Genomic DNA, 21,290 nt, shown 5'->3' with positions numbered 1-21,290 from the left:
TATTTTTATTCTGTTATAAATTTTTGAGATATTTTTATAAATTGATTACCCCTATCTTCAAAGTTCTTAAACTGATCAAATGAAGCGCAAGCAGGAGCAAATAATATATTTTTATCTAGCCCACTTTGATCAGATTCAGCATCTATTATCGCTTGATTAAATGCTTCCTCCATGGTGTTATTAATTGAAAAAGCAACTACTCCTTTTAATGTTTCTGCAAGAGCATATCTAGATTGCCCATATAAATATGCTTTTTTAACTTCATATAGCGTATTTACTATCGAATTAACTCCTCCTTCTTTAGCAACTCCTCCAGCTATCCAATAGATATTTGATAAGCTTAATAATGCTTTACTAGCAGCATCTGCATTGGTTGCCTTACTATCATTATAAATATGTATGTTGTTTTTTTTCCCTATATATTGCATACGATGAGGTAAAGGTTGAAATTGATTTATAGCGCTAGTAATATCATATTCATTTCTACCTAAAATTTTACATGCATAAAAAGCAGCAGCAATATTTTGATTATTATGCTTACCTAATAGTAAAGAAGTAAAATTTATATGTTGAGGTATGTGAGATGAAAATTTCACTAATGTAGGCTGAGATTGACAATTTATACTTTCATCTGCAATAGATTTATTTAATTCATCAGTGTTTATAGCTTTCTTTATTAATTCTAAGCTACACGTAGTATTTCTAAACTTGCTTGCATATAATGTATTGTAATTGGCGTTAGAAATAATAGAACACTCTTTATTAATTAAAGCATAACCATTTTTTGTGGCAAGAGAAAGTATCTTTTGCTTAGATAGTATATATTGGTCAAATGAATAATAACGATCTATATGATCAGCGGTGATGTTTAATAATACTGCAACATCTAGCTTCAGATCAGTTATTAAATCTAGTTGAAATGATGAAAGCTCTAAGACATATCCTTCTACATTATCTCTTAAAGATAAAACCGCTTTACCTATATTACCTCCAATATCAAATTTACCATTTGTAAATGTTAAAATATGATGAATAAGAGTAGAGGTTGTACTTTTGCCATTTGTTCCAGTAATACCAATGTATTTACGATTAGGATATTCATTATATAGAAGATCTATGTCTGATTTAATTGGTATGTTATACTTTTGCGCATGCTTTACAATAGGATGAGGTGTGGTATAATATGGTATACCAGGGCTTAATATAATAAAGTCACATACTTGCCATTCTGGTTGATCAATGTTGATCATCTTGTAATCTTTCGAACTAATATTATGTTTGTAGAAAGAATTCCGACTGTCATGTGAATCATCGTAAACAATTAAATCAGCCAGTCCAGCTAGAGATTTACAAACTGCTAAACCGGTACGAGATAATCCAAACACACCTATTTTTTTATTCCTTTGTGAATATAGTCTAATCACGTTTTTTTAAATAAATTTAATTGTTTTTGATAATAGTTATGCGTATTTTATATTATTATTTTTTCTAAACAAAGTTTTTCTTATGGTAGAGTGGATAGAAATTCAGTATCCTATCGAATATAGCGAAGCTTATAAAATGATGAAATCAAGATTAACAGGAATACTAAACGGTACTGCTTCAGAAGCTGTATTTATTCTTGAGCATCAAGATGTTTATACTGCTGGAATTAGCGCTAAGAATGATGAATTATTAAATTGCTATGATATTCCAGTACATCATACTGATCGAGGAGGAAAGTTTACTTATCATGGTCCTGGGCAAATTATAATATATCCTGTTATCAATTTAGCAGCTAACGGAAGGGTAAAAGATATTAGAAATTATGTAAACAATCTTGCTTCTCTTGTTATTAATTCTCTAAAGTTCTTTAATATTATAGGTATAACTGTTCAAGATACTATTGGAGTTTGGATAGATAGTGAGTTTGGTAGAAAAAAAATAGCATCAATAGGAGTGCGAATACATAAGTGGATCACTTATCACGGAGTAGCTATTAATGTATGTCCAGATTTAAAAAAGTTTAAAGGAATAATTCCGTGTGGAGACCGTGACACTATTGTAACTTCAATTAATGAATTACTTGATCAAAAGATAGATCTAGATTACTACAAAGCTATATTAAAGCAAGAATTCTATAAGATATTTTAATATAAGGTATACTAAAATTTAACTTAAAAATTAAGAAATATATAAAGTATAATTGTGTGAGTAGACCTAACCAATCGCTTAATTAGGCCCCTCCGCGCAGAACAGGATTTGCAGAATTACCGCATCCGGCTTCCCGAAAAAATAAGATAAGCATTATGCCTTATTTGTTGTTTAGAACATTGAGATAATCTTTCCATTTTTAGGAAAATTTACTCTTTTAACGCCAATTTTGGATAAGGAAAAATATGAAAGGTAGAGAATAAGAAGCATACAGGAGATAATGTATAATTATATATTATCTGTAGTTTCAATTAATAACAGTTTATTCATTGATCATATTTCTACAAATATTCTTTCATAATACTATGCGTAATAACCTGAACATTCACCATTATAACACTTGTATATTACATATTTCTAATTGTTTCTTATCCTAAAATTGCATTTACAAACATGAGAGCAATAAATAAACTGTTATTAATTGAAACTATATTTAAAGATATTACATAATATCTCTTGTAGACCTTTTGTATTATGCTTTTCATACTTTTTCTTATCCTAAATTGGCGTTTTTAAGTATCTCAGTTAGTCTTTTCCAATTTACCTTACGTTTTCCTCCAATTCTATTAAACCAGTTATATAGTCATTTACAATGAAGTTTGCATATAATATTCTAAAAAGGAAATGCCAAAATCATATAGCCAAGACTTTCAAGATAAAGTAATGAAATGTGTTAATCGAGGAAAAAGTTGTAATGCTACCTCAGTAAAATTTGATATATAGTTATTTACAATGAGGTTTGAGCATAGAAAAAATCGACAATAGCATCATAAGATTTACCACCAAATTGAGTAATTTGATGTCTAATCCACCTCTTCATATTAGCCCAAAATTTTTCTATCAGATTTAAATAGACCTCTTTTGAAACTGGTTAAGGTAGTTCAAAATTATAAATGCCAGAGATCAAATTAAATCTAAGACCGAATCTTTTACGTCTATTTCGATATTTGTCAGCAATAATTTTGAACCGTTTTAGCATACCAATAAAGTTTTCATTGACAACTCTTTCTCCTGCTAACCTACGATTATTCTTTTTATCATTTTTAGTTAAAGGATTTTTTCTTGCTTTTTTTCTTTGGTAATGCAGAATTATTGTGAATTTTTTGTATACCTTGATATCCTGTATCAGTAATCGCTTTAATCTTAGGATGGATAAGAATTTTGGATTCCTTAAATAATCTAAAGTCATGTTTTTTACCGTTAGAAAAATCTGTACATATTACTTGGTATGTTTTCTTGTCTACCACTATTTGAGTCTTTAGTGTATGCCTTTTCTTCTTTCCTGAATAATAGAATTTTTGTTTTTTTTGGGTCTTTCTATTGGACTCTCAGTAGCATCAATCAAGACTACTTCATAATTCATATCGCTATTCATTAGAGCTTTACGACCTGGAAGAGCAAAGTTTGGGTGTTTAACTAAGGTGTCTTCTACCCATTTTACAGCTTTATATGCTGAACTTTCACTAATCCCATAGTTCTGACCTATATGAAAATAAGTACGGTATTCTCTAAGGTATTCTAAGGCCATCAATAACTGTTCCTCCAAATTGAGCTTATTTTTACGCCCTCCTTTTGATTTCTTAACACCATCAGCTTTCCTCAAAATATCCACCATCTTTGAGAATGTTCCCTTCCTTACTACTGTTAATCGACGAAATTTTTCATCCTTTAACTCTTTAATCTGATCTAATTTCATTATTACTTCAAATCAGATCTTTATAACACCATTTTACATCATTGTATAGTTTCGAAAGAAGTCTAATGAAGTTTGCGTATAAAATATCCTGTTAGTAAATCTTATGATGCTATTGTCGCTTTTTTTATGCTCAAACCTCATTGTAAATAACTATAGTTTATAATTCTAGAATAATAAAACATTCTTAGCTTATGAACATCTGATTCTCTGTGCCTTGATTCTAAAAATTAATCAGTTATGATGCGGAGATTGCTTTTTTTAATTTTTTTTGTAAGTTCATTTGCTAACTGGTATGCGTACACATTATCAGAATCATATTTGATAGCCAGGCTACAACTTTCAATTGCTTCTTGATGTCGCCCCAATTCATTCAAAGCAATTCCTTTATTATAGTAAGCCTCTGGAAAATCTGGTTGATACTTAATAGCCAAATCAAAATTCTCTATTACCTCTTGATATTGTTCTAGTATACATAAAGCAGATCCTTTATTATTGTAAGAGCTTGCGTAATTTGTGCTGTATCGAATAGCTTGATCATAATTGTTAATTGCTTCTAGTAGCTTTCCAAGATTTTTCAAAGCATTTCCTTTAGCATGATAAGCTTCTATCAAATCTGGTTTATACTTAATAGCTATATCATAATTTTCAATTGCCTCTTGATTGCGCCCTAATTCCTTTAAAGACGCTCCTTTATTAACATAAGCTTCTACAAAATCTGGTTTATACTTAATAGCTACATCATAATTTTTTATTGCTTCTTGATATTGCCCTAGTTCGTATAAAGAAGTTCCTTTACCAATATAATAGTCTGCATCATTTGGATTGTATTGAATAGCTGTATCATAATTCTTTATTGCCTCTTGATATTGTCCTAGTTCGTATAAAGAAATTCCTTTAGCATAATAAGTTTCTGAAAAATCAGGTTTATATCAAATAGTAGTATCAAAAGTTTCTATTGCTTTTTGATGTTGCCATAATGCCTTTAAAGCCATTCCTTTATTAATATAAGCTTCTATACAATCTGGATTACACTTAATAGCTATATCAAAATTCTTTATTGCTTTTTGATATTTTCTTAACTGAAAAAATGAATTCCCTTTATTAAAATATTTGTCTGCTAGCATATCTTTACCCTAAATTGAATACTGTTATATGAGCAGATTATTTTGATGCAATAGATGTAACTGTATTAATAATACTGTCATATATTTCATATGATTTATAAAAATTCCCCTTTAAATTTTTGATTAGCTATGATAATTGCTAAATCAAATGTGCTGTTATCAAATTTTCTTTTTTACAGCCTTATTTTTAACACTATCAGAAATTTCATCAAAATTCTTTATTTTTTTTTATTATTACCATCAGTTATGTTACTCTGGAATTCTTACTCTATATTTTCTATCAGTAGTGATATTGCTAGCTGCGCATATAGTTTGAACTATTATCTAAGACACAAGCTCAAGTTTATACTGAACATTAAGAAGGCCATTCTTTAAGGCCTCAATGTCCTTAACATTGCTGCACCATTCTTGACGAAAGCTATTCCATTTTAAGCCATGAAGGCGAATGTAGCGCTTAGTGTTTTCATCTGGTTCAGAGGAAAATTTTAAAATCACAGCAGCTTTATTTTGCTGTTCCTTATCAAAAATATTTTTACCGATTGTAGTCCAATGATTCTGAACATTTGGATGTTGTGTTAAAGTTTCTTTTAGTGAAACAATTGCACCAAATAAAGTGTTTGTCTGTAAGTGATCAAGCTTAGCCTTAGCGACTAGTCCACCCATTTCGATAAGACGTCGAGTACGCATTTTACGTTCTTTGATTTTGAGGTTAACCTCATCCATGATTAGCTTAGCTTTTTTTGTTGGAGAGTAATTTTTTGCTGCATAAGATTTGCCATGTTAGTAATTCAGAAAGATAAAAAAATCAGGCAAGAATATATCAAAATAAAATTCCAGTAAAGAAAAAAACCGCACCTGCCAAACCAACATCAAATAATTATAGTCAAAAAAACGTGAATCCAAGGTTAGAAGCTTTATTAAAGAATAAGCTTATACGCAATATGCGCTCCATAAAGAGCGATGCTAAAAAATGAGTACTCATTAGCTGATCTAGTGTTAACAAAAAGCAGTTTGTACTGGCAAAATCAAAAAACTCATGCTAACCTGAAACTCAGGTGAGGATTGGAGTTGAAATGGCAATACAGTTTGCAAGGATTGAATTTTTAAGTAGAATCAAAGGAGGAGATAGTTGTCGTAAGGCAGCGTATAATGCAAGAACTATTGTTAAAAACGAGAAGACAAATGTAAGTTATAACTTCTCTTGTAAAAAAGATAACGTATATCATACAGTGCTGATACCAGCTTATGTAAATCAAAAATTCAAGAATGTCCAAACAATTAATGAATGAGGTTGAACAAACAGAAAAACGAAGAAACAGTCAGCTATTGAAGGATATCGTAATAGCACTGCCAGACGATAAGGAATTGAATTTAGAGCATAGAATAGAAATAACTCATCAAATAGTTGATGCAATGGGGGAATGGGTGCAAAATGGTCTTGGAGTACAGATAGACATTCATAAGCCTCATAGAGGAGATAAAAACTGGCATGCGCACATATTGGTTACTACAAGAAGATTTAGAGAAGATGGAACTGGTTTAGGTGATAAAGCAGTAAATTTAAACCCAAAATGCATAACATTAAGTAATGGCAAAAAGTTTGTTATTCGAGATTCCGAGATGATTCATGAAAAAGTGAAGGAAATAATTAATGCATATTTTGCTAAATTAGGCTTAACAAATAGAGTTGATAAGATAAGTGCAGTACCGCAAGAGCATATTGGCCCTACTAGAATTAGGGGTTTAATTAATGAAGTTGCAAATGAAAATGAGTTACGTAAAGAGGCTAATTTAAAAATTATTAAGGATGTTGATGTAATAACGGATGCTATAACACATTACAAATCTATTTTTACTAAGCAGGATATTGAAAAAGCAGTAAAAGATATACCAGACCTAACAGAAAGGGGAATGTTAGTTCAGCAAGTGTTCAGTTCAAATAGAATACTAGAGTTATATCATGATGATGGTGAAAGTAGCAAATATTTTACTACAACTGATGTTAGAGACGAGGAAGTAAGAATAATAAGAATAGCTAATAAAATCAATAATCAAGTTTATTACAACGATATTTACAATCTTAAAAGTGATATAGAAGGTCTAGCAAATGTTAGTGAAGAACAGAAACAAGCTCTAAGGCATATTTTGCTTAGCACTAGTGGAGTTAGAGTACTAAGAGGAAGAGCTGGAACAGGTAAATCCACTGTTTTAGCAAAAGCATATAAAATTGCAACAAATCGTGGACAAAATGTTATTGGACTTGCTCCTACTCATAAAGCGGTATCAGAGCTGAGGAGCAAAGGTTATAAGGAAGTCTATACAGTAAAAGGATTTTTGTATAATCGAAAAAAAAAATTTTTATGCAAAATAGGTTAATAGTAGTAGATGAAGCTGGAATGGTTGCTACTAGAGAATATGCAGAGCTGTTTAGAGTAGTTAGAAACAATAATTGTCAACTGATACTTGCTGGAGATGAAAAGCAGTTAGCTTCAATAGAAAGAGGCGGAATGTTTGAGATGCTGAGTAATATTTTCAGTTCACATGTTTTAGTGAATATTCGAAGACAAAGTGAAAACTGGAGTAGAGAAGCAGCAACAAAGTTTGCTGAGAGTAATATTTTAAGCGGTATAACATTACTGAGACAAAATAAATGTATTAAGTTTGATAATACGTTGCAGGACTCAATGAGTAAGTTAAGATACAACTGGAGTCTAAGCAAGTTTAAGCTACATGAAAAATTGGTAATTACAGTACGTAATAAAGAGGTAGACATTCTTAATTCAAGTATTAGATCTTTGTTAAAAGCTAATGGCACGCTACAAGGCACAGAATATAGGCGTTCAATAGCTGGAAGGAAAGAGTCCTACATGGCTGGAGATCGAATTGTATTTCAAAAAAGCGATAAGGATTTACAAATACAAAATAGTGAATTTGCAACTTTAACTTCGGTTAATAAAAATGAATTTGTAGCTAAGACAGATGCAGGACAAGATGTGAGTTTTGACCCAAGCAAAATACAATTTAAACATGGTTATGCAAGTACTGTTTATAAGGCCCAGGGAGCTTCTATAAAAGATGTATACGTTTTACATAATGGAGTAAGTAATATAAGCAGCTCATACGTAGCTATGACAAGGCATATAGAGAAATTACAGCTATATTGCAATAAGGAAGCAACTAGAAGCATTAACAGCTTAATAAATCAGCTTAGCAGACCAAATGATAAATCAGCTAGCATAACTCTGAAAACTGCTCATGATTTGGAGAAAGCACGGACAAAGACAACTGTTTTTAGTAAAATCGAAAACTGGTTTAAGTCTATAATCAATGATATCAATGATAGATCTCATGTGAATGAAGAATATTATCACTTTACTGCTAAACCAGAGCAAGAAGCTAAAGTAGAAAGAGTCCAGCAAGAGAATTGCATAAAGCAATGTACCACCAAAGATATTTCTACTCCATTGTTTATGCAAATCAAAGAACAAAGACAGTACAATTATGATGTAACCATTTTGTCTGCAGAAGGAAAAACGATATCAAGTTTTCAGGAAGCTGGCATTGATAGCAGAATGGTATATAGCTCAAATGTTAATAATTTGAAGTACTATCAACCATTTCAAGGAGAAAAGATTCTTATAGCTGCAAATAATGATAAACAGAATAAAGAATATGTAAGCACTATAAACGATGCTGCAAAAGTACTGAAAAGTAAAGGAGCAATCACTAGCATCGTAGTTCCTTCAGAAGGTGAAGATTTTAACGAAATGCTAAAAAATAAAGGAGCCACAGCTGTTAAGGAGCTTGTGATACCTGAAATCATGAAATTAGTTAATAATCAGAACGTAAAAACAGACCCTGAACAAATTGTAAAAGCTAATATAGCTCCAAAAATTGGAATTAGACGGTAGTGCTGAATATTTGAAACAAATTTATCATACTTTTATATAAAACTTATATAATTAAATAATAAATTTGTTGTATAATTATATCAGTTTTCTATATCAACTACTTCTTCTCCAGACAAACTACAGAAAAAACATTTTTTATCATTACTATCAATAGTTTTATACTCATGCTGAAACTCTTTCAAAACAGTGTTGTCTAAATATTCATATATTTTATGTGTATCATAATTATTCAACTGACTAAAAGTTATAGACTTATGTAACTCTTCATCTAGAGTTTCGCTATATTGAGTTTTTGATAAAGGATTATTAGGAACGATATGATACTGCTGATTCAGTATTATAGAGATTTTTTCTTTACATACTCCTTCAAGTAATTTTTTTCTATTAGTCCCATTCTCAATTGTTCTTGCGACTTCAGGTCCATATAGAGGAAATTCTTGTTTAGAATTTTCATACCAATCTAGAACTTTAGGATAATTAGCATATCTTGCTAGTACGTTAGTATTATTTGGAAACAAGTATATGCTATATATAGTTTTATCACTGCTACCAATCTTAATATCTTGCAGCTTTTGAATTTCTTGTTCACATTTCTGAGCTAATTTGCTTAGATTTTGTGAGTTTTGTATAAAATCTGTATTCCGTGTAACAATTTTTGAGTTAATATCTTTACTAAAGTGTTTTATCTTTACAGCATGAGTTATGAATAATTCAACCACTTCCTTTTCGTATGTATTTAATTCATTGTAAAGATAGTTCTGTAATTCGATTTCAAGATTATGATTCAACAAAAGCTTTGCACTTTCTATGTGACATCTGGTAGCAGCATAATACAAAGCAGTCTTTCCCCAAATATCCTGTAAATTACTAATTTTAGAATTATACTTTAACAGTAACTTTATACTACCTATGTTGCCATGTGCAGCAGCATAATGCAAAGATGTCCAGTTATCTTCATCAAGTAAATTGATACAATCAGGATCATACTTTAATAAAAGCTCTGTAATGCTTGTATAACCACATGCAGCAGCGTAATGCAAAGCAGTATTTCCCCAAATATCCTGTAAATTACTAATTTCAGAATTATACTTTAACAGTAACTTTATACTACCTATGTTGCCATATGCAGCAGCATAATGCAAAGCTGTACGGTTATCTTCATCAAGTAAATTGATAACACCAGGATTATGCTTTAACAACAACTTGATAATCTTTGTATTACCGCATTCTGCAGCATACTGCAAAGCAGTATTTCCCCAAATGTCCTGTAAATTACTAATTTCAGAATTATACTTTAACAGTAACTTTATACTGCCTATGTTGCCATGTGCAGCAGCATAATGCAAAGATGTCCAGTTATCTTCATTAAGTAAATTGATACAATCAGGATCATACTTTAGTAAAAGCTCTACAATACTTGTATAACCACATGCAGCAGCATAATGCAAAGCGGTATTACCTAAATTATCTTGTAAATTGATATTAGGATTATACTTCAGAATAATTTTTATAATTTCTATTTGATTACATATAACAGCATAATGTAGAGCTGTATAATTATCCTCATCTTGTAAGTTAATAATGGTATTTTCTTGAGAAAAAAAACATTTTACATACTTGATATCTCCAGATATAACAGCGTCTTGTAAATCAATGCTTTTAGAAAAAAACATTTTCAACTTCTGTACAACACTATATATCCAAGAAAGACAATTTTTCATAAATTTTGTCACCCTAAAATATTTATCAATCTAATATATTAAATTGATAAATAAAGCAATGCGATTATTCATACTATGAATAGTGTTATCTAATATCTAAATTTTTAGAATAGATCCTTAGGTAAAATCAGAGGATCATTTATAACAATAGCAAAACGAAATGCGAATGACCCTAATATAACAATTATAGCCGAAGGGGCTGAAACAGCATTGAGCTTACAGCAATCAGGCATTAAAGGTAATATCATTGCCAGTGCAGGAATTTCAAATTTGACAAATTATTCACCATTTCTAGGCGAAAAAATCATCATTGCAGCAGATAATGATGGAAAAATTTCTCTAACTAATAATACTGTAATTAAAGCTGCAAAAACGTTAGAAATGAAGGGAGCGATAACTTGTATAGTCAAACCACCAGAAAATGGTGATTTTAATAATCTTCTGCAAACTTGTGGAGACCAGTCAATTAGAGACATTATAGAACCTGAAATTACTAAACTGACTAAGGCAGTTGAAACAACCAAACTTACTCAAACAGAAAATAATAGTATAGCAAAACAAAATGATATTACGAATGTTAAAGAATTGTATAATAAATCTTCATCTCTATACTACTGTAAACAAGAAGAGGAAGCTAAGGTGGAAACGATAGTTGTGAATAAATATCTAGAAAACCATACAGAAATTTATAGTTCAAAAATCTTTGATAATCCTAATTTAAGAGCAAATATGGTTTTTGATGAAAAGACTCAAAAATCCTGGCCTACACTCACTATTTTTGTTAAAAATGACAAAGATGAAATTACTGGAGCTAAGATATTAGCTCTGAATTCAAAAACATGTAATAAAGCTGATGTAGCTGAAAAATCTGTTGGTACAATTAGTTGGATCATTTGCTGAAATTGCTCAACAAAATTCAAAATATTCACCTGTAACAATCATTACAAAGGATATTGAAACAGCGTTAACCATTCAACAAGCTGGAGTCGAAGGAAAAATCTTATGTGCCATTGAAGCCCAAAATTTGCAAAACTATAATCCTGCCTCAAAAGAAAAGATCATTCTAGCAGTTAAAAATGACGTAAATACTGAAAAAGCTGAAAAAGTTCTAGAGGATAAGGAAGCAGTAGTCTGTACAGTCAAAAATGACTTCAATAATGTATTAAAAACTCAAGGATTATATGCTGTTAGAAATATTATCAGCCCTGAAATAAGAAAACTTAATGAAAAGAATAAATCCATACAAACTAATATACAACCAAGATTATGTCTGAAACACTAGGCAGAGTATGACGCAGCATTTTTTATAAAAAAAACTATAGGCTGAAAAATATGACAAAAAAATTAAAGCATGATTCATTGGCAAAGACAATCATGAGCGATCCAGTGGCTGCACAAGAATTTCTAGAGTATTATTTACCAAGTGATTTCAAGAGTTTAATAGATTTATCAAAAATAAAAGTAGAGCAAGAAAGTTATATAGAAGAATCGTTAAAAAAATATAGCGATATCGTCTATAAAGTTGCAACCAAAAAGCATGGCAATGCTTTTATTTATATATTAATTGAAGCTCAATCAACCGTTGATTATTGGACAGCTCTGCGGTTATGGAGATACACATTGTTATTGTGCGAAAGGCATAAGAAAGAAAAAACTAAATTACCATTAGTGTATAATTTAGTGATCTATAACGGCAAAGAAGTCTACAACGCACCTAGAAATTTGTGGGATTTATTTACCGATTCAATGATAGCTAAGCAATTAATGACCTCTGACTATCAATTAGTCGATTTGCAAAGTATGTCGAATGATGAAATTATTAGGAAAAAGCATATCGGAATGCTCGAATATATGCTAAAACACATTCATCAACGAGATATGTTAAAGCTTTGGCAAGAGTTTCTAATAAACTTCAAACATGTTTTAATACTTGATAAAGAAAAAGGTTATGTTTACCTAAGATCATTTTTATGGTATACTGATACTAAATTACTAGAGAATCAGCAACCAGAATTAGAGCAGATTCTGGCTAAGTATTTATCTGAAGAAGAAAAAGGTAATATTATGAGAACTATTGCTGCAAAATATATTGATGAAGGCATAGCTAAAGGCAGAGCTGAAGCTGCACAAGGGCTTGCAAGGAACTTATTAAAAGCTGGCTTTTCAGTTGAATTTATTGCTGAAAATACTGGGTTATCAAACGAAGAAGTGGTTAATTTAAAAGTTAGCATGGATAATTCTTGAATTAATAATTCACTAACTTAAGTTTTTTGAGCAATGTATATCCCCAAACATATGCTATATTTAAGTTTTGTAGCTTCATAGTTAGTTTTGTGATGGGAAAGTTACCAACAAGCTTTACATAACATGTAAGGTCTGGTAGATTCATAATTTCAGATGGCATAACTAAAAGCTTTTTACGCTCAACATTATTCATATTTACTCCATCTCGCATAGTATTTGATCCATATGACAAGTTTTCTTGAGTTTCAATTATCTCTTGCTCACCTAGTGTTAATGCTGATTTATAAGCTGTAACCTGATCGCTAACTCGAAAAATAAATTTACTATTAAACAAATCAAGCATAGAAGCACATTCAGCAGAACCATATATTGCTTCTAATTGATGAATGTTCTGCAACCCAGCAACAAAGCAGCCTCCATACTTTCTACTTTCAGCTAAAGCAACTGGTAAAGATGAAACTTTTTGTAGAGCTGGCAGTTCATCAAGTATAAACCATATGTTTTTGTTATCATGATTAGGATTTCTACACATCAAAGCTTTGATAGCTATACTTATCCATGCTGAAATAAGTGGCTGTAAAGTAGCTCTTTGACTTGGAGTAGCTGTGATAAATAGCCATCCAGTTTCAGCAGAATTACTAAACCATTCCTTGATGCTAAAATTACCTCCAGGCTTTAAATATTGTAGCGAAGTAATATTCTTTCCAAGAGTAGATTGAATTCCCGCAGAAGTTTCAGGCGCGCTTTCGCTTATAATGCCTGATACAGCGGTGTTTCTAAAAGCTTTTACAAATTGTCTATTATCAGAGTAAATGATTGTATGAATTAGTTTTATGATATCTTTGTCATCCTGATATAGCTTCAACGCTTCAGACAAGACTAATTCAGCATTTTTAGCAAAAAAGTCATCAATTTTAGATACAAAGTAACTCGTTTGCGATGAAAGAGAAGCAAACATTGCAATACTTATGGGAATATTATCAACCTTTACTGGCGCACTCATTGATACTTCATCCTTCAGCCAAACAGTAGATTTGGGGGCAAATAACAGCGTAAAAATAAATATCGATGGAAAAAACCATTCCCATAGCAAAGATGCCGATATTTCCTCTAAAAATAGCCCTAGTAGCAGCCCATATGCCACCAATAGTCAAGGCTAAGTGACCCACTGGAGTGAAGTATTCGCTATTTGAAGCAAAGACCTCTGCCTATGCCATTAAACACATGCCATAACAGATCTCCACCACCAAATGTGTATATTACGTAATCCATTAACTTTTCTCCTTCGCTATTAAATGCTGCTCTATTAATCTAGCCCTTTTATCTATTCGACTTGCATCGGTTTGTAGGCTAGTCCATTTTTCATTTGCAAAAAGTTGTACTCGATTCAATTCCTTCAAATATCTTTCTAAATGTTCATTCGAAACTTGCTTAGCACCTAGTGAAGTAACGGCTCTACGTATTTCGGTGATTACTTCCTTCAAATGCTGAACTAATGTATAGCTAGCTATTAATTCTGATGAGATCTCTAAAATTGTGACTCCAGAAATAGCTTCTAATGTGATATAATCATAAATTGGAAATATATCTCCAATCGAAGATAAAAAGGCTATTTCAGAGTTGCTATATTCAGAATTCTTATCAAACTTATTTTTTAGATCAGTCAATTTTTGCTTAGCTTTACCTGCATAAGACTGCTCTGGTGATATTGTGATATTTCGTTGTAGGCTTGGATGCAGGCAACTAACACTATCACAGCTGTAAATTGAAGCTGATTCTCCACCTTTTAAATGACTAATCCAACTTTTTTCATCCTGAGCTAAGGAGTCAAAAAAGTACACATTATTGTTTGTAACCACGATAGTGCCAGTCATAGACATGATTGAATCACGCATATTTGATGGTATTCCAACCTTTGCTGCTGCTTTAGTGAAGATGTTATAATCATCCAGCATAACTCTGAATCCTTATTTTGTGCTTGTCGCAGAGCTTGTTTTTGGGCTAAATCATTACGACATTTTTTACCAGCAGCAAAATAATCAAACCCGCTTTGTGACTGTATATCACGGCAAACAGCTTCTCTCATAGCCCAGTTCTTTGGTAAAGCTGTAGCAAATAATGCTTTTGTTAATTCACAATCTCCTTTGGCAAATTGATTCATCTCCATTGCTAGATTACGTAAGTCCTTGAGAGCGTTCTCAATCTGTGGAGCAAATGTTTTTAATCCTAATGAAAAAGCATAGACTTTAGCTTGAGAACCAATGTTTTTCATCAATTGAACTAATTCTTCTCCAGAAATAACAGAGAAGCTACCAAGATAGGCATCAATACTGCTACAGCTCATGTTTAAAGATGGTGGAGTTATAGCAAATGGCTGAAATGATGTTTGGCTTGTTCTGGCAGATAATCCGCCAGCCGCATAATATCCAGCCGCTTGATCCTGATATGATCCAGCTCTAGTAACATTAACACTCATTCCTTGAAATACGTTTTCGATATTCCAAGCTAGTGATACTGGAGCTTGTAGCAATAATAGCATTGTAATGGCATAAACTCTGATTTTGGTGCTCATGTAGTCTCCAACTTATGATAATATCTATCGATTGCTAGAATATTGTCGATAATTTTATCTTCAGAGATTATGCCTCTAGCTACTGCATATATTTTTTTACCATCGCTAGCTACTGAATATAATACAGGTACAATATGCTTAGGATTTAGTTTATTAAGCAACTCATTATTCTTACTGACAGCTAGCAACTGAAATGCATATTTATTAGCAAAGCACTGAACAATAGGCATAAAGGCCTTACAGAGCAAGCAATCTTGTTTAACTTGCAAAATCAATCCCCAGTTTTTAGCAATGTTTTTGAGTTTGAAATCATTTTTTTGCTCTGATTTTTCTTGATATAGCTTTCTATGTAAGCTATTAGCAGGCTCATTAGCATTAATCAGTTGGTAATCAAGTAGAGTAGCTAGTTGCCACATAGTAGCAAACTTATGAGCCTTCTCCATGATTTGCTTCTGCAATCTTTGAGCTGTAATCACATTTTCGAGCGTTGGATTATCAAGCGCTATACGCGCTGAGCTCGATTAAATTGCTCCTTTAATTCCTCGATTCTCTGGTCATGAGCCACACTCATCAACTTAGAATTAGCAGCAGAGTCATCAAGCTCATGACCATGTTTATCATTGTACCATAAAAATCTTGTTGGTGAAGCATCAACAGTGGATAAATGACTAATTAATATCATAAACATTAATAATCTGCTCATTTAGACTAACTTTGTTGCATACGATGAACTTTATCTTTGATTCCTGCAATAATGTCTTTGTTCATGCTGTTTTGAGCCTTAGTGAGTATATCTCCAAATAGTTCATCCATATTGATTTTAGTGAAATCAACTTTTTGTAACTCTTCAACAGTAAGGCCTCTACACTTTGGACATTCAGGTGTACCGAAGTCTATTTTTAGCTGCTTTCTTGCTTCTTCCTGAAAAATTCTTGCAAGTTTTGACTGAAAGCAGCAATAAGTAGACTTTCTAGCTAGGCAAATACCCAATATCGGAATTCTTGAAGAACAATAGGTTCCAATGTAATAGCAGTAACCTTTTTTTCTATATAGAGCTAATTCTTGTTCCTTAGATTTGCATTGCGATAAGCCTATATCACGCCCCCAGCCAGTCATTGAAGAGCAGCAATTCAAAAAACTAAATACATCTTTTTTGCATTTTCGATGTTTACCTGAAAATACAGAAACGGGATTTGTTTTAATGTCCTTGCTCATCTGATTTAGCATCGCTAGATGAGCTACCTTAGCTATATCTCTGTTTGGTATAATAGTCGGAGTGTTGCAATTACCTCCTAAACAAAAAATTGAGTTATTACGCAATGATGAGTGTAGCATTGTTTGCTCATCAGTTGAACAGCTATAGTCATGCTGCCATAGTAAACAAATATTTGCTACTGATTTTTGGCAAGTGCTGTTTTTAATTCACAATTTTGAATTTTAAGGTGTTTGCAACCATCTTTTGGATCGCTAGTACAAGAAAAAACAATCTTTTGTTTCCAATATGAACGATTGACTCTAAACTTGTCAAAAAATACTCTATCACCACTCTCATAGTTGAGTCTATTCACCTCATAGCATTCATTACTTTCTATTAATTGTTCAAGTTCAGGCTTTACAACTTGCCAATATTCTGCTACTTCCCTTAGTTCTTGAGTCTTATCTCTGTAGTCATAGCGAAGTATACATATTTTACCTCTTTTTGATATAATATAAACTTTGTTCCAATATGCTCTATAGATACGCCAAGCCTATCAGCAACAGCACTCCTCATTCGTCTTGCAGCCATTTGGCTATCACCTGCTAACTTGTATATTTTTTCATTATTTTTATCTACGTCATGGAAATCTGCACGACCATTAAGCCAATTACTATGATTCTCTACTATTTCTTCTGTTGCAAATTCCATTTGCCGGTTTTGCCAAGAAAGCCATACATTCTCTAATCTGCACTCAACATTTAATTCTCGAATAAGTTCAATGTTAAAATTACTACCTTCATTACAACTTTGAATAATTTCAGTATTAGTTTTACTTGTCTGAGTTACGAAGTTACTGCTATCAAGGGCACTTAAAGGATCAGATTCAATTCTCATTGAATTAGCTATCATATAATTTTGATCGTTGATATTATGTTGAGTTAAGGCATTGTTTTTACTGTTTTCAGCTTGAAATAACATTGCCCCACTTTCTGTACCAAGCTGATTACGGCCATGGTAGGTTAAATCCTCATCATTGTTAGGATAATTGACATTACTACCTTGATGAAATAATTCTTGTGTATTTGAAGAATTTCCAAGATTTACATTATAGTTGCTAGCTTCATTATAACTGCTTTGCATTGAAGCTAAACAACAGCTAATATTGAGCACTATCAAAAAGTTAATATAGATAATAATCTCATTGAGTATTCTCATTCATAATTTCTAATGCTATTGCTAAAGGAATATGGCCAGTTAATTTCTTGGTTAATCCTCTTTTTTCATCATCTATTACTATCACAGGAACAACATCAATTTTATATTGTTCAAACAAGCTAGGATCTATATCGAAGCTAATACCAAGCTCCATAGTTTTATTCTTTGTTTGTGTAAATGAGTTATTAATTAACCCACGCATAATCAATTGAGCTCCAGCCTTTTGAGATTCAGCAAAATAGCTTTTTAAAGCCTCATCACTCATTGAAAATGAGACAAAAATAAAAGTTTTTTGCTGGCCCAAAAAAAAGCATTAGCATTATTAACAAATAATAAAACCATCAACATCATTACTCGTATAACCATATTCCTCTCTAACCCTTATCAAAGCAAACAGTAATCTCTTTTTCGCCAAATCAAGTAACCAAAATCTTCACCATTAACTGGAAATTCTCTTCCAGCCTGCCATGTAGCTTCTGTTTGGCCTATGCTCTTGCAGGATCTGGTTTCTGGAATCGGATAAGTCATTTGTAGTCGATACTGACTTTTCTTCATAATAGGCATGGGATACTTGCCACATAAGCCTTTATAACCATAATATCCCCATAACATCAGTTGCCTATGCATTCTAGCCATAAACTTACTTACCATTAATACAGATGTTCCAACTCCACCATTATGCGCCGCAGCTGTTCCAGTAAAAGGGTAAAGCATTCCTTGACATTCAGCACACCAAAAAGCATAATCACTTGCTAATAAACCAGCGCTGCAACTCATGCAATCAGCTATACATGCTTGATAAGCAGCTACATTTTGAAACAACAGCGTTTCTGGATTTAAAATCGCAGATTTAGCGTCATCACTCCATAATGGATCAAACTCTGTTAAATATGCTATATCGACTGCAGCCATTTCCAGACAAATAAAATCAAGCAAAATTTCCAGCCAATAAATCACAGGATAGACATACCAATGAATGTGATAAAAAGCACTTCCTTCAGCCTCATCTTTCATGCCTTTTTGAGTAGCACTTCCAAATGACAAACCTCCAAGACTTACCATACACATTGGCGACTTTGTAACATCTACAAGGCGTACTGGCTCCCAAAATCCTACCGGAATATACCAGGTACAGGTATTGGAATCCCTGGCTTAGGACAAAGACATATAAGTCTACCAGAAGCATTAGTATCAGGCATTGAAGTGTTTGTAAAGTACAGAGATATAGTAATTTAACCTATATTATCACATAAATCATTTTTAAGTTGCAATATCACTCATTTTTGGTTTTTTAGGTGAAGTGTTAACAACAGCTACACCTTGAACTGCTTTAGATCGCTTACAGTATAGAACACAACGCCTTTTTGATTTAATTTTTGATGTTTCAACTTTCTCAACATTATCAGGGTCAAAAACTCCTTGAGCAGCCATTTTCTTTATTTCATATAAAGACTTACATTTTTGCCCTTTAGGAATTTTACAATCAAAATTACTTTCGAAAAAGAAGCTTGTTAGGCTCATACAGCCCAATAGCAATAATAAAAACTTCATTATAAATGCTCCTCTAACTTTTGTGATTGGTCGAATTTATTATGCAAATTAACTTTTTCATTGTTAGTTGATTGTGAATAAGTTAAATTATGTGGCTTCTTCTTGTGCTCACGTAAGTCAAAACCTTTTTTAAATACAACATCGATGACTCTACCTGACGCAATAAGAACGACTGGGCTCATAGAATCAGCTTGTTTTATAGCAAAATCAGCTAGCTTATCAAAAGCATTACTAGCTCCAGAGTAAGCTCCAGACTGAAGCGCATCTCCAATCTGAAACTCTTGTTGTTGATGACCTCCAGCTACTAGGTTTAAAGTTGGTAGCATATCAGGTTTAATAGCCTTAGCTTGTAGAAACTTAGCAATATTGCTAAATACTCCATTTAATGCAGCCATGCTTGCTATGTTAGACGATTTATCTACCACGATTCCTTTAATTCCAGAACGTCCATCTTCACCTATCAACCAGCCTTCCGCCTTGTTTTCAATAATATCTCCATAATGAAATTTTACTTTGAAGCAGTTTTAATATGCTTGATGCTGAGCTTAACAAGCTTTAAAGTAAAAACTAGCATTTTAAGCTAATTTTATTTTTCCTTTTGAATTATCCTTTTCAGCTTCTTCTGTAGCAGCATTAATAAGCGTTACATGGCTTGGAGTTTTTGGAGTAAAAGTTAACATTAAATCTTGAATTGTTTTGTGTTCTCCTATTACTGTTAAATAAAGCTTCTTTTCTTCTTCTCGTGGAGCAATAAACAAACATCCAGACTCATGAACTACAACTTCGGCTGCATTTTGAGGATACATAAAAATATCATTGATTTTTTCATCTTTAAGATTAATTCTTGTTGGCCCACTATCAGAAATCTCAAGCTTCAGCAAATTATCAACTTCTAACTCATATTCTACCGCATATACATCACTAAACTTGACTAAAGCAATAAACCCTATCATAAACCTCAAAATTCTAATACTCATTTTTTTATTCCATTCTCTTTAACGCCAGTTAACAACAAAAGGTAATTAGGACTTCGCTTGTAAGTCAAAAGGTAAGTCTTATCGACAGCTATATGTTTACTATCGCTAAACCAATAACGAAGCGTTCCACTAATTAATACTCCATCCTTTATCACTTCAACCTTCTTCGGAAAAAAGACTGAAGACACATTTGAGCCTTTAACAAATTGCAAGTGATCATGAAAAAATTTATTTAAAGATTCAGTATTACTAGATGCAACTTTCATGTCTGCTATTTGTCTTTCTACCTCATTTGGAGAAGTAGTAAATAAGAGTTTCGTTACATAAATTGCCCATTCCTTTAAATAGGTTTCATGGTAATTTTTTGATGAAACCATCATTTTACGATCAGGCTCCATTGCTGGAATTAATAACCACTTTTCTTCTTTGGTAATTGCAGCCATTATCGCAATTATATTAGCTGCAGCTAGCAATATAGTTACTGAAAGTAAGCATTTATTATATTTAACCAGCTCTTGTATAGCATTTTGCTTAAAGAGATGATTCATTACTTGCCAACTTTTTTGCCCAAAAGCCTTGGATATCCTAATGGAGCTGGCAATAAACCTTTAGCTACTAAAAAACTTTTTAGCAAAAAATTCTCAGATACCTTCTTAATTTTCTTAAAGCAATAACATAGAGCAATTCCTCCAACCATAAAGGCTAGGCCTAATTTAGCATGCCTGCTGTTTAGTAGTACAATTCCTGGAGCTACTCCAGCTAGCACTACTCCCCATTCGTCAATGCTCAAACCCATATACTTCAACGGCCTCGATAATGCCCAACATAATTTTTGATTTTGTATAATCACCTTCAGCCTCAATTGTAGCATGAGATTTCTCATTCTGC

The 21,290-nt window shown here is 32.2% G+C and carries 17 protein-coding genes and 7 pseudogenes; 7 read left to right on the top strand and 17 right to left on the bottom strand.

Features of this window, described 5'->3' with window-relative positions; genetic code table 11:
• Nucleotides 1-5: 5 nt before the first annotated feature.
• Nucleotides 6-1,385, bottom strand: coding sequence for a UDP-N-acetylmuramoyl-L-alanine--D-glutamate ligase (gene murD, locus OTBS_RS07125; protein ID WP_232488969.1), 1,380 nt, complete (start codon nt 1,383-1,385; stop codon nt 6-8).
• 121 nt (nt 1,386-1,506) lie between these two features.
• Between murD and lipB the strand changes: the two genes are divergently transcribed.
• The gene (gene lipB, locus OTBS_RS07120) at nt 1,507-2,133 is read left to right on the top strand and encodes a lipoyl(octanoyl) transferase LipB (protein ID WP_011944926.1); all 627 of its coding nucleotides are present in this window, start codon (nt 1,507-1,509) and stop codon (nt 2,131-2,133) included.
• Nucleotides 2,134-3,064: 931 nt separating this feature from the next.
• Here lipB and OTBS_RS17695 read toward each other — a convergent pair.
• The 4 genes and pseudogenes from OTBS_RS17695 to OTBS_RS07100 all read right to left on the bottom strand — a co-directional run bounded on the left by OTBS_RS17695 (nt 3,065) and on the right by OTBS_RS07100 (nt 5,792).
• Nucleotides 3,065-3,889: pseudogene (locus OTBS_RS17695) on the bottom strand (IS5-like element ISOt6 family transposase).
• A 227-nt stretch (nt 3,890-4,116) separates the two neighbouring features.
• Nucleotides 4,117-4,800 (bottom strand): annotated as a pseudogene (locus OTBS_RS17690) (tetratricopeptide repeat protein); the annotation flags it as partial.
• 18 nt (nt 4,801-4,818) lie between these two features.
• Nucleotides 4,819-5,013 (bottom strand): tetratricopeptide repeat protein, encoded by a 195-nt coding sequence (locus OTBS_RS14455; RefSeq protein ID WP_050897486.1) that lies wholly within the window; start codon nt 5,011-5,013, stop codon nt 4,819-4,821.
• Nucleotides 5,014-5,337: 324 nt separating this feature from the next.
• Nucleotides 5,338-5,792, bottom strand: a pseudogene (locus tag OTBS_RS07100) (conjugal transfer protein TraD).
• Nucleotides 5,793-6,068: 276 nt separating this feature from the next.
• Between OTBS_RS07100 and OTBS_RS14935 the strand changes: the two are divergent.
• Genes OTBS_RS14935 through OTBS_RS17680 form a run of 3 tightly spaced genes read left to right on the top strand, consistent with a single transcriptional unit; the run spans nt 6,069 to nt 8,924 of the window.
• Nucleotides 6,069-6,302 (top strand): hypothetical protein, encoded by a 234-nt coding sequence (locus OTBS_RS14935; protein ID WP_162097307.1) that lies wholly within the window; start codon nt 6,069-6,071, stop codon nt 6,300-6,302.
• Nucleotides 6,280-7,389: a MobA/MobL family protein gene (locus OTBS_RS17685; RefSeq protein WP_269763918.1), complete on the top strand. Its 1,110-nt coding sequence runs from the start codon at nt 6,280-6,282 to the stop codon at nt 7,387-7,389. Before OTBS_RS14935 ends, OTBS_RS17685 begins: the two co-directional genes overlap by 23 nt.
• On the top strand, nt 7,374-8,924 hold the full coding sequence (locus OTBS_RS17680; protein ID WP_050897528.1) for an AAA family ATPase: 1,551 nt from the start codon (nt 7,374-7,376) through the stop codon (nt 8,922-8,924). The genes OTBS_RS17685 and OTBS_RS17680 overlap by 16 nt, the downstream gene beginning before the upstream one ends.
• A gap of 80 nt (nt 8,925-9,004) precedes the next feature.
• Here the strand turns inward: OTBS_RS17680 and OTBS_RS07090 are convergent, their stop codons facing one another.
• A complete protein-coding gene (locus OTBS_RS07090) occupies nt 9,005-10,597 on the bottom strand; it encodes an ankyrin repeat domain-containing protein (protein ID WP_232488967.1) in 1,593 nt (530 codons plus the stop codon).
• Nucleotides 10,598-10,855: 258 nt separating this feature from the next.
• Here OTBS_RS07090 and OTBS_RS16850 point away from each other — a divergent pair, with 258 nt between their 5' ends.
• Genes OTBS_RS16850 through OTBS_RS07075 form a run of 3 tightly spaced genes read left to right on the top strand, consistent with a single transcriptional unit; the run spans nt 10,856 to nt 12,889 of the window.
• On the top strand, nt 10,856-11,545 hold the full coding sequence (locus OTBS_RS16850; RefSeq protein WP_041621305.1) for a toprim domain-containing protein: 690 nt from the start codon (nt 10,856-10,858) through the stop codon (nt 11,543-11,545).
• Nucleotides 11,517-11,927 (top strand): hypothetical protein, encoded by a 411-nt coding sequence (locus tag OTBS_RS16845; RefSeq protein WP_041621304.1) that lies wholly within the window; start codon nt 11,517-11,519, stop codon nt 11,925-11,927. The genes OTBS_RS16850 and OTBS_RS16845 overlap by 29 nt, the downstream gene beginning before the upstream one ends.
• A 50-nt stretch (nt 11,928-11,977) precedes the next feature.
• The gene (locus tag OTBS_RS07075) at nt 11,978-12,889 is read left to right on the top strand and encodes an Rpn family recombination-promoting nuclease/putative transposase (RefSeq protein WP_011944584.1); all 912 of its coding nucleotides are present in this window, start codon (nt 11,978-11,980) and stop codon (nt 12,887-12,889) included.
• A 1-nt stretch (nt 12,890) separates the two neighbouring features.
• Here the strand turns inward: OTBS_RS07075 and OTBS_RS07070 are convergent, their stop codons facing one another.
• The 11 genes and pseudogenes from OTBS_RS07070 to OTBS_RS07015 all read right to left on the bottom strand — a co-directional run bounded on the left by OTBS_RS07070 (nt 12,891) and on the right by OTBS_RS07015 (nt 21,285).
• Nucleotides 12,891-13,847, bottom strand: a complete 957-nt coding sequence (locus OTBS_RS07070) for a type IV secretion system DNA-binding domain-containing protein (RefSeq protein ID WP_011944671.1) — start codon at nt 13,845-13,847, stop codon at nt 12,891-12,893.
• Between the two features lie 313 nt (nt 13,848-14,160).
• Nucleotides 14,161-15,461 (bottom strand): annotated as a pseudogene (locus OTBS_RS07065) (conjugal transfer protein TraH).
• Nucleotides 15,458-16,164: pseudogene (locus tag OTBS_RS07060) on the bottom strand (conjugal transfer protein TraF). The pseudogenes OTBS_RS07065 and OTBS_RS07060 overlap by 4 nt, the downstream one beginning before the upstream one ends.
• 5 nt (nt 16,165-16,169) lie before the next feature.
• Nucleotides 16,170-17,861: pseudogene (gene traN, locus OTBS_RS18465) on the bottom strand (conjugal transfer protein TraN).
• Complete coding sequence (gene trbC, locus OTBS_RS07045) at nt 17,858-18,178, bottom strand: type-F conjugative transfer system pilin assembly protein TrbC (RefSeq protein WP_011944350.1); 321 nt, start codon at nt 18,176-18,178, stop codon at nt 17,858-17,860. Before trbC ends, traN begins: the two are co-directional and overlap by 4 nt.
• 80 nt (nt 18,179-18,258) lie before the next feature.
• A pseudogene (locus OTBS_RS07040) lies at nt 18,259-19,082 on the bottom strand (TraU family protein); the annotation flags it as partial.
• Between the two features lie 52 nt (nt 19,083-19,134).
• On the bottom strand, nt 19,135-19,425 hold the full coding sequence (locus OTBS_RS07035) for a hypothetical protein (protein ID WP_011944249.1): 291 nt from the start codon (nt 19,423-19,425) through the stop codon (nt 19,135-19,137).
• On the bottom strand, nt 19,425-19,889 hold the full coding sequence (locus tag OTBS_RS07030) for a TrbI/VirB10 family protein (RefSeq protein WP_011944248.1): 465 nt from the start codon (nt 19,887-19,889) through the stop codon (nt 19,425-19,427). The genes OTBS_RS07035 and OTBS_RS07030 overlap by 1 nt, the downstream gene beginning before the upstream one ends.
• Nucleotides 19,890-20,000: 111 nt before the next feature.
• A complete protein-coding gene (locus OTBS_RS07025; protein WP_011944247.1) occupies nt 20,001-20,402 on the bottom strand; it encodes a hypothetical protein in 402 nt (133 codons plus the stop codon).
• Nucleotides 20,399-20,950, bottom strand: a complete 552-nt coding sequence (locus OTBS_RS07020) for a TraE/TraK family type IV conjugative transfer system protein (protein WP_011944688.1) — start codon at nt 20,948-20,950, stop codon at nt 20,399-20,401. The genes OTBS_RS07025 and OTBS_RS07020 overlap by 4 nt, the downstream gene beginning before the upstream one ends.
• Nucleotides 20,950-21,285, bottom strand: coding sequence for a hypothetical protein (locus tag OTBS_RS07015; RefSeq protein WP_011944246.1), 336 nt, complete (start codon nt 21,283-21,285; stop codon nt 20,950-20,952). The genes OTBS_RS07020 and OTBS_RS07015 overlap by 1 nt, the downstream gene beginning before the upstream one ends.
• Nucleotides 21,286-21,290 lie beyond the last annotated feature (5 nt).

The sequence above is a fragment of the Orientia tsutsugamushi str. Boryong genome (assembly GCF_000063545.1).
Lineage (GTDB): Bacteria > Pseudomonadota > Alphaproteobacteria > Rickettsiales > Rickettsiaceae > Orientia > Orientia tsutsugamushi_C.
This window is presented reverse-complemented; position numbering and strand designations above follow the sequence as displayed.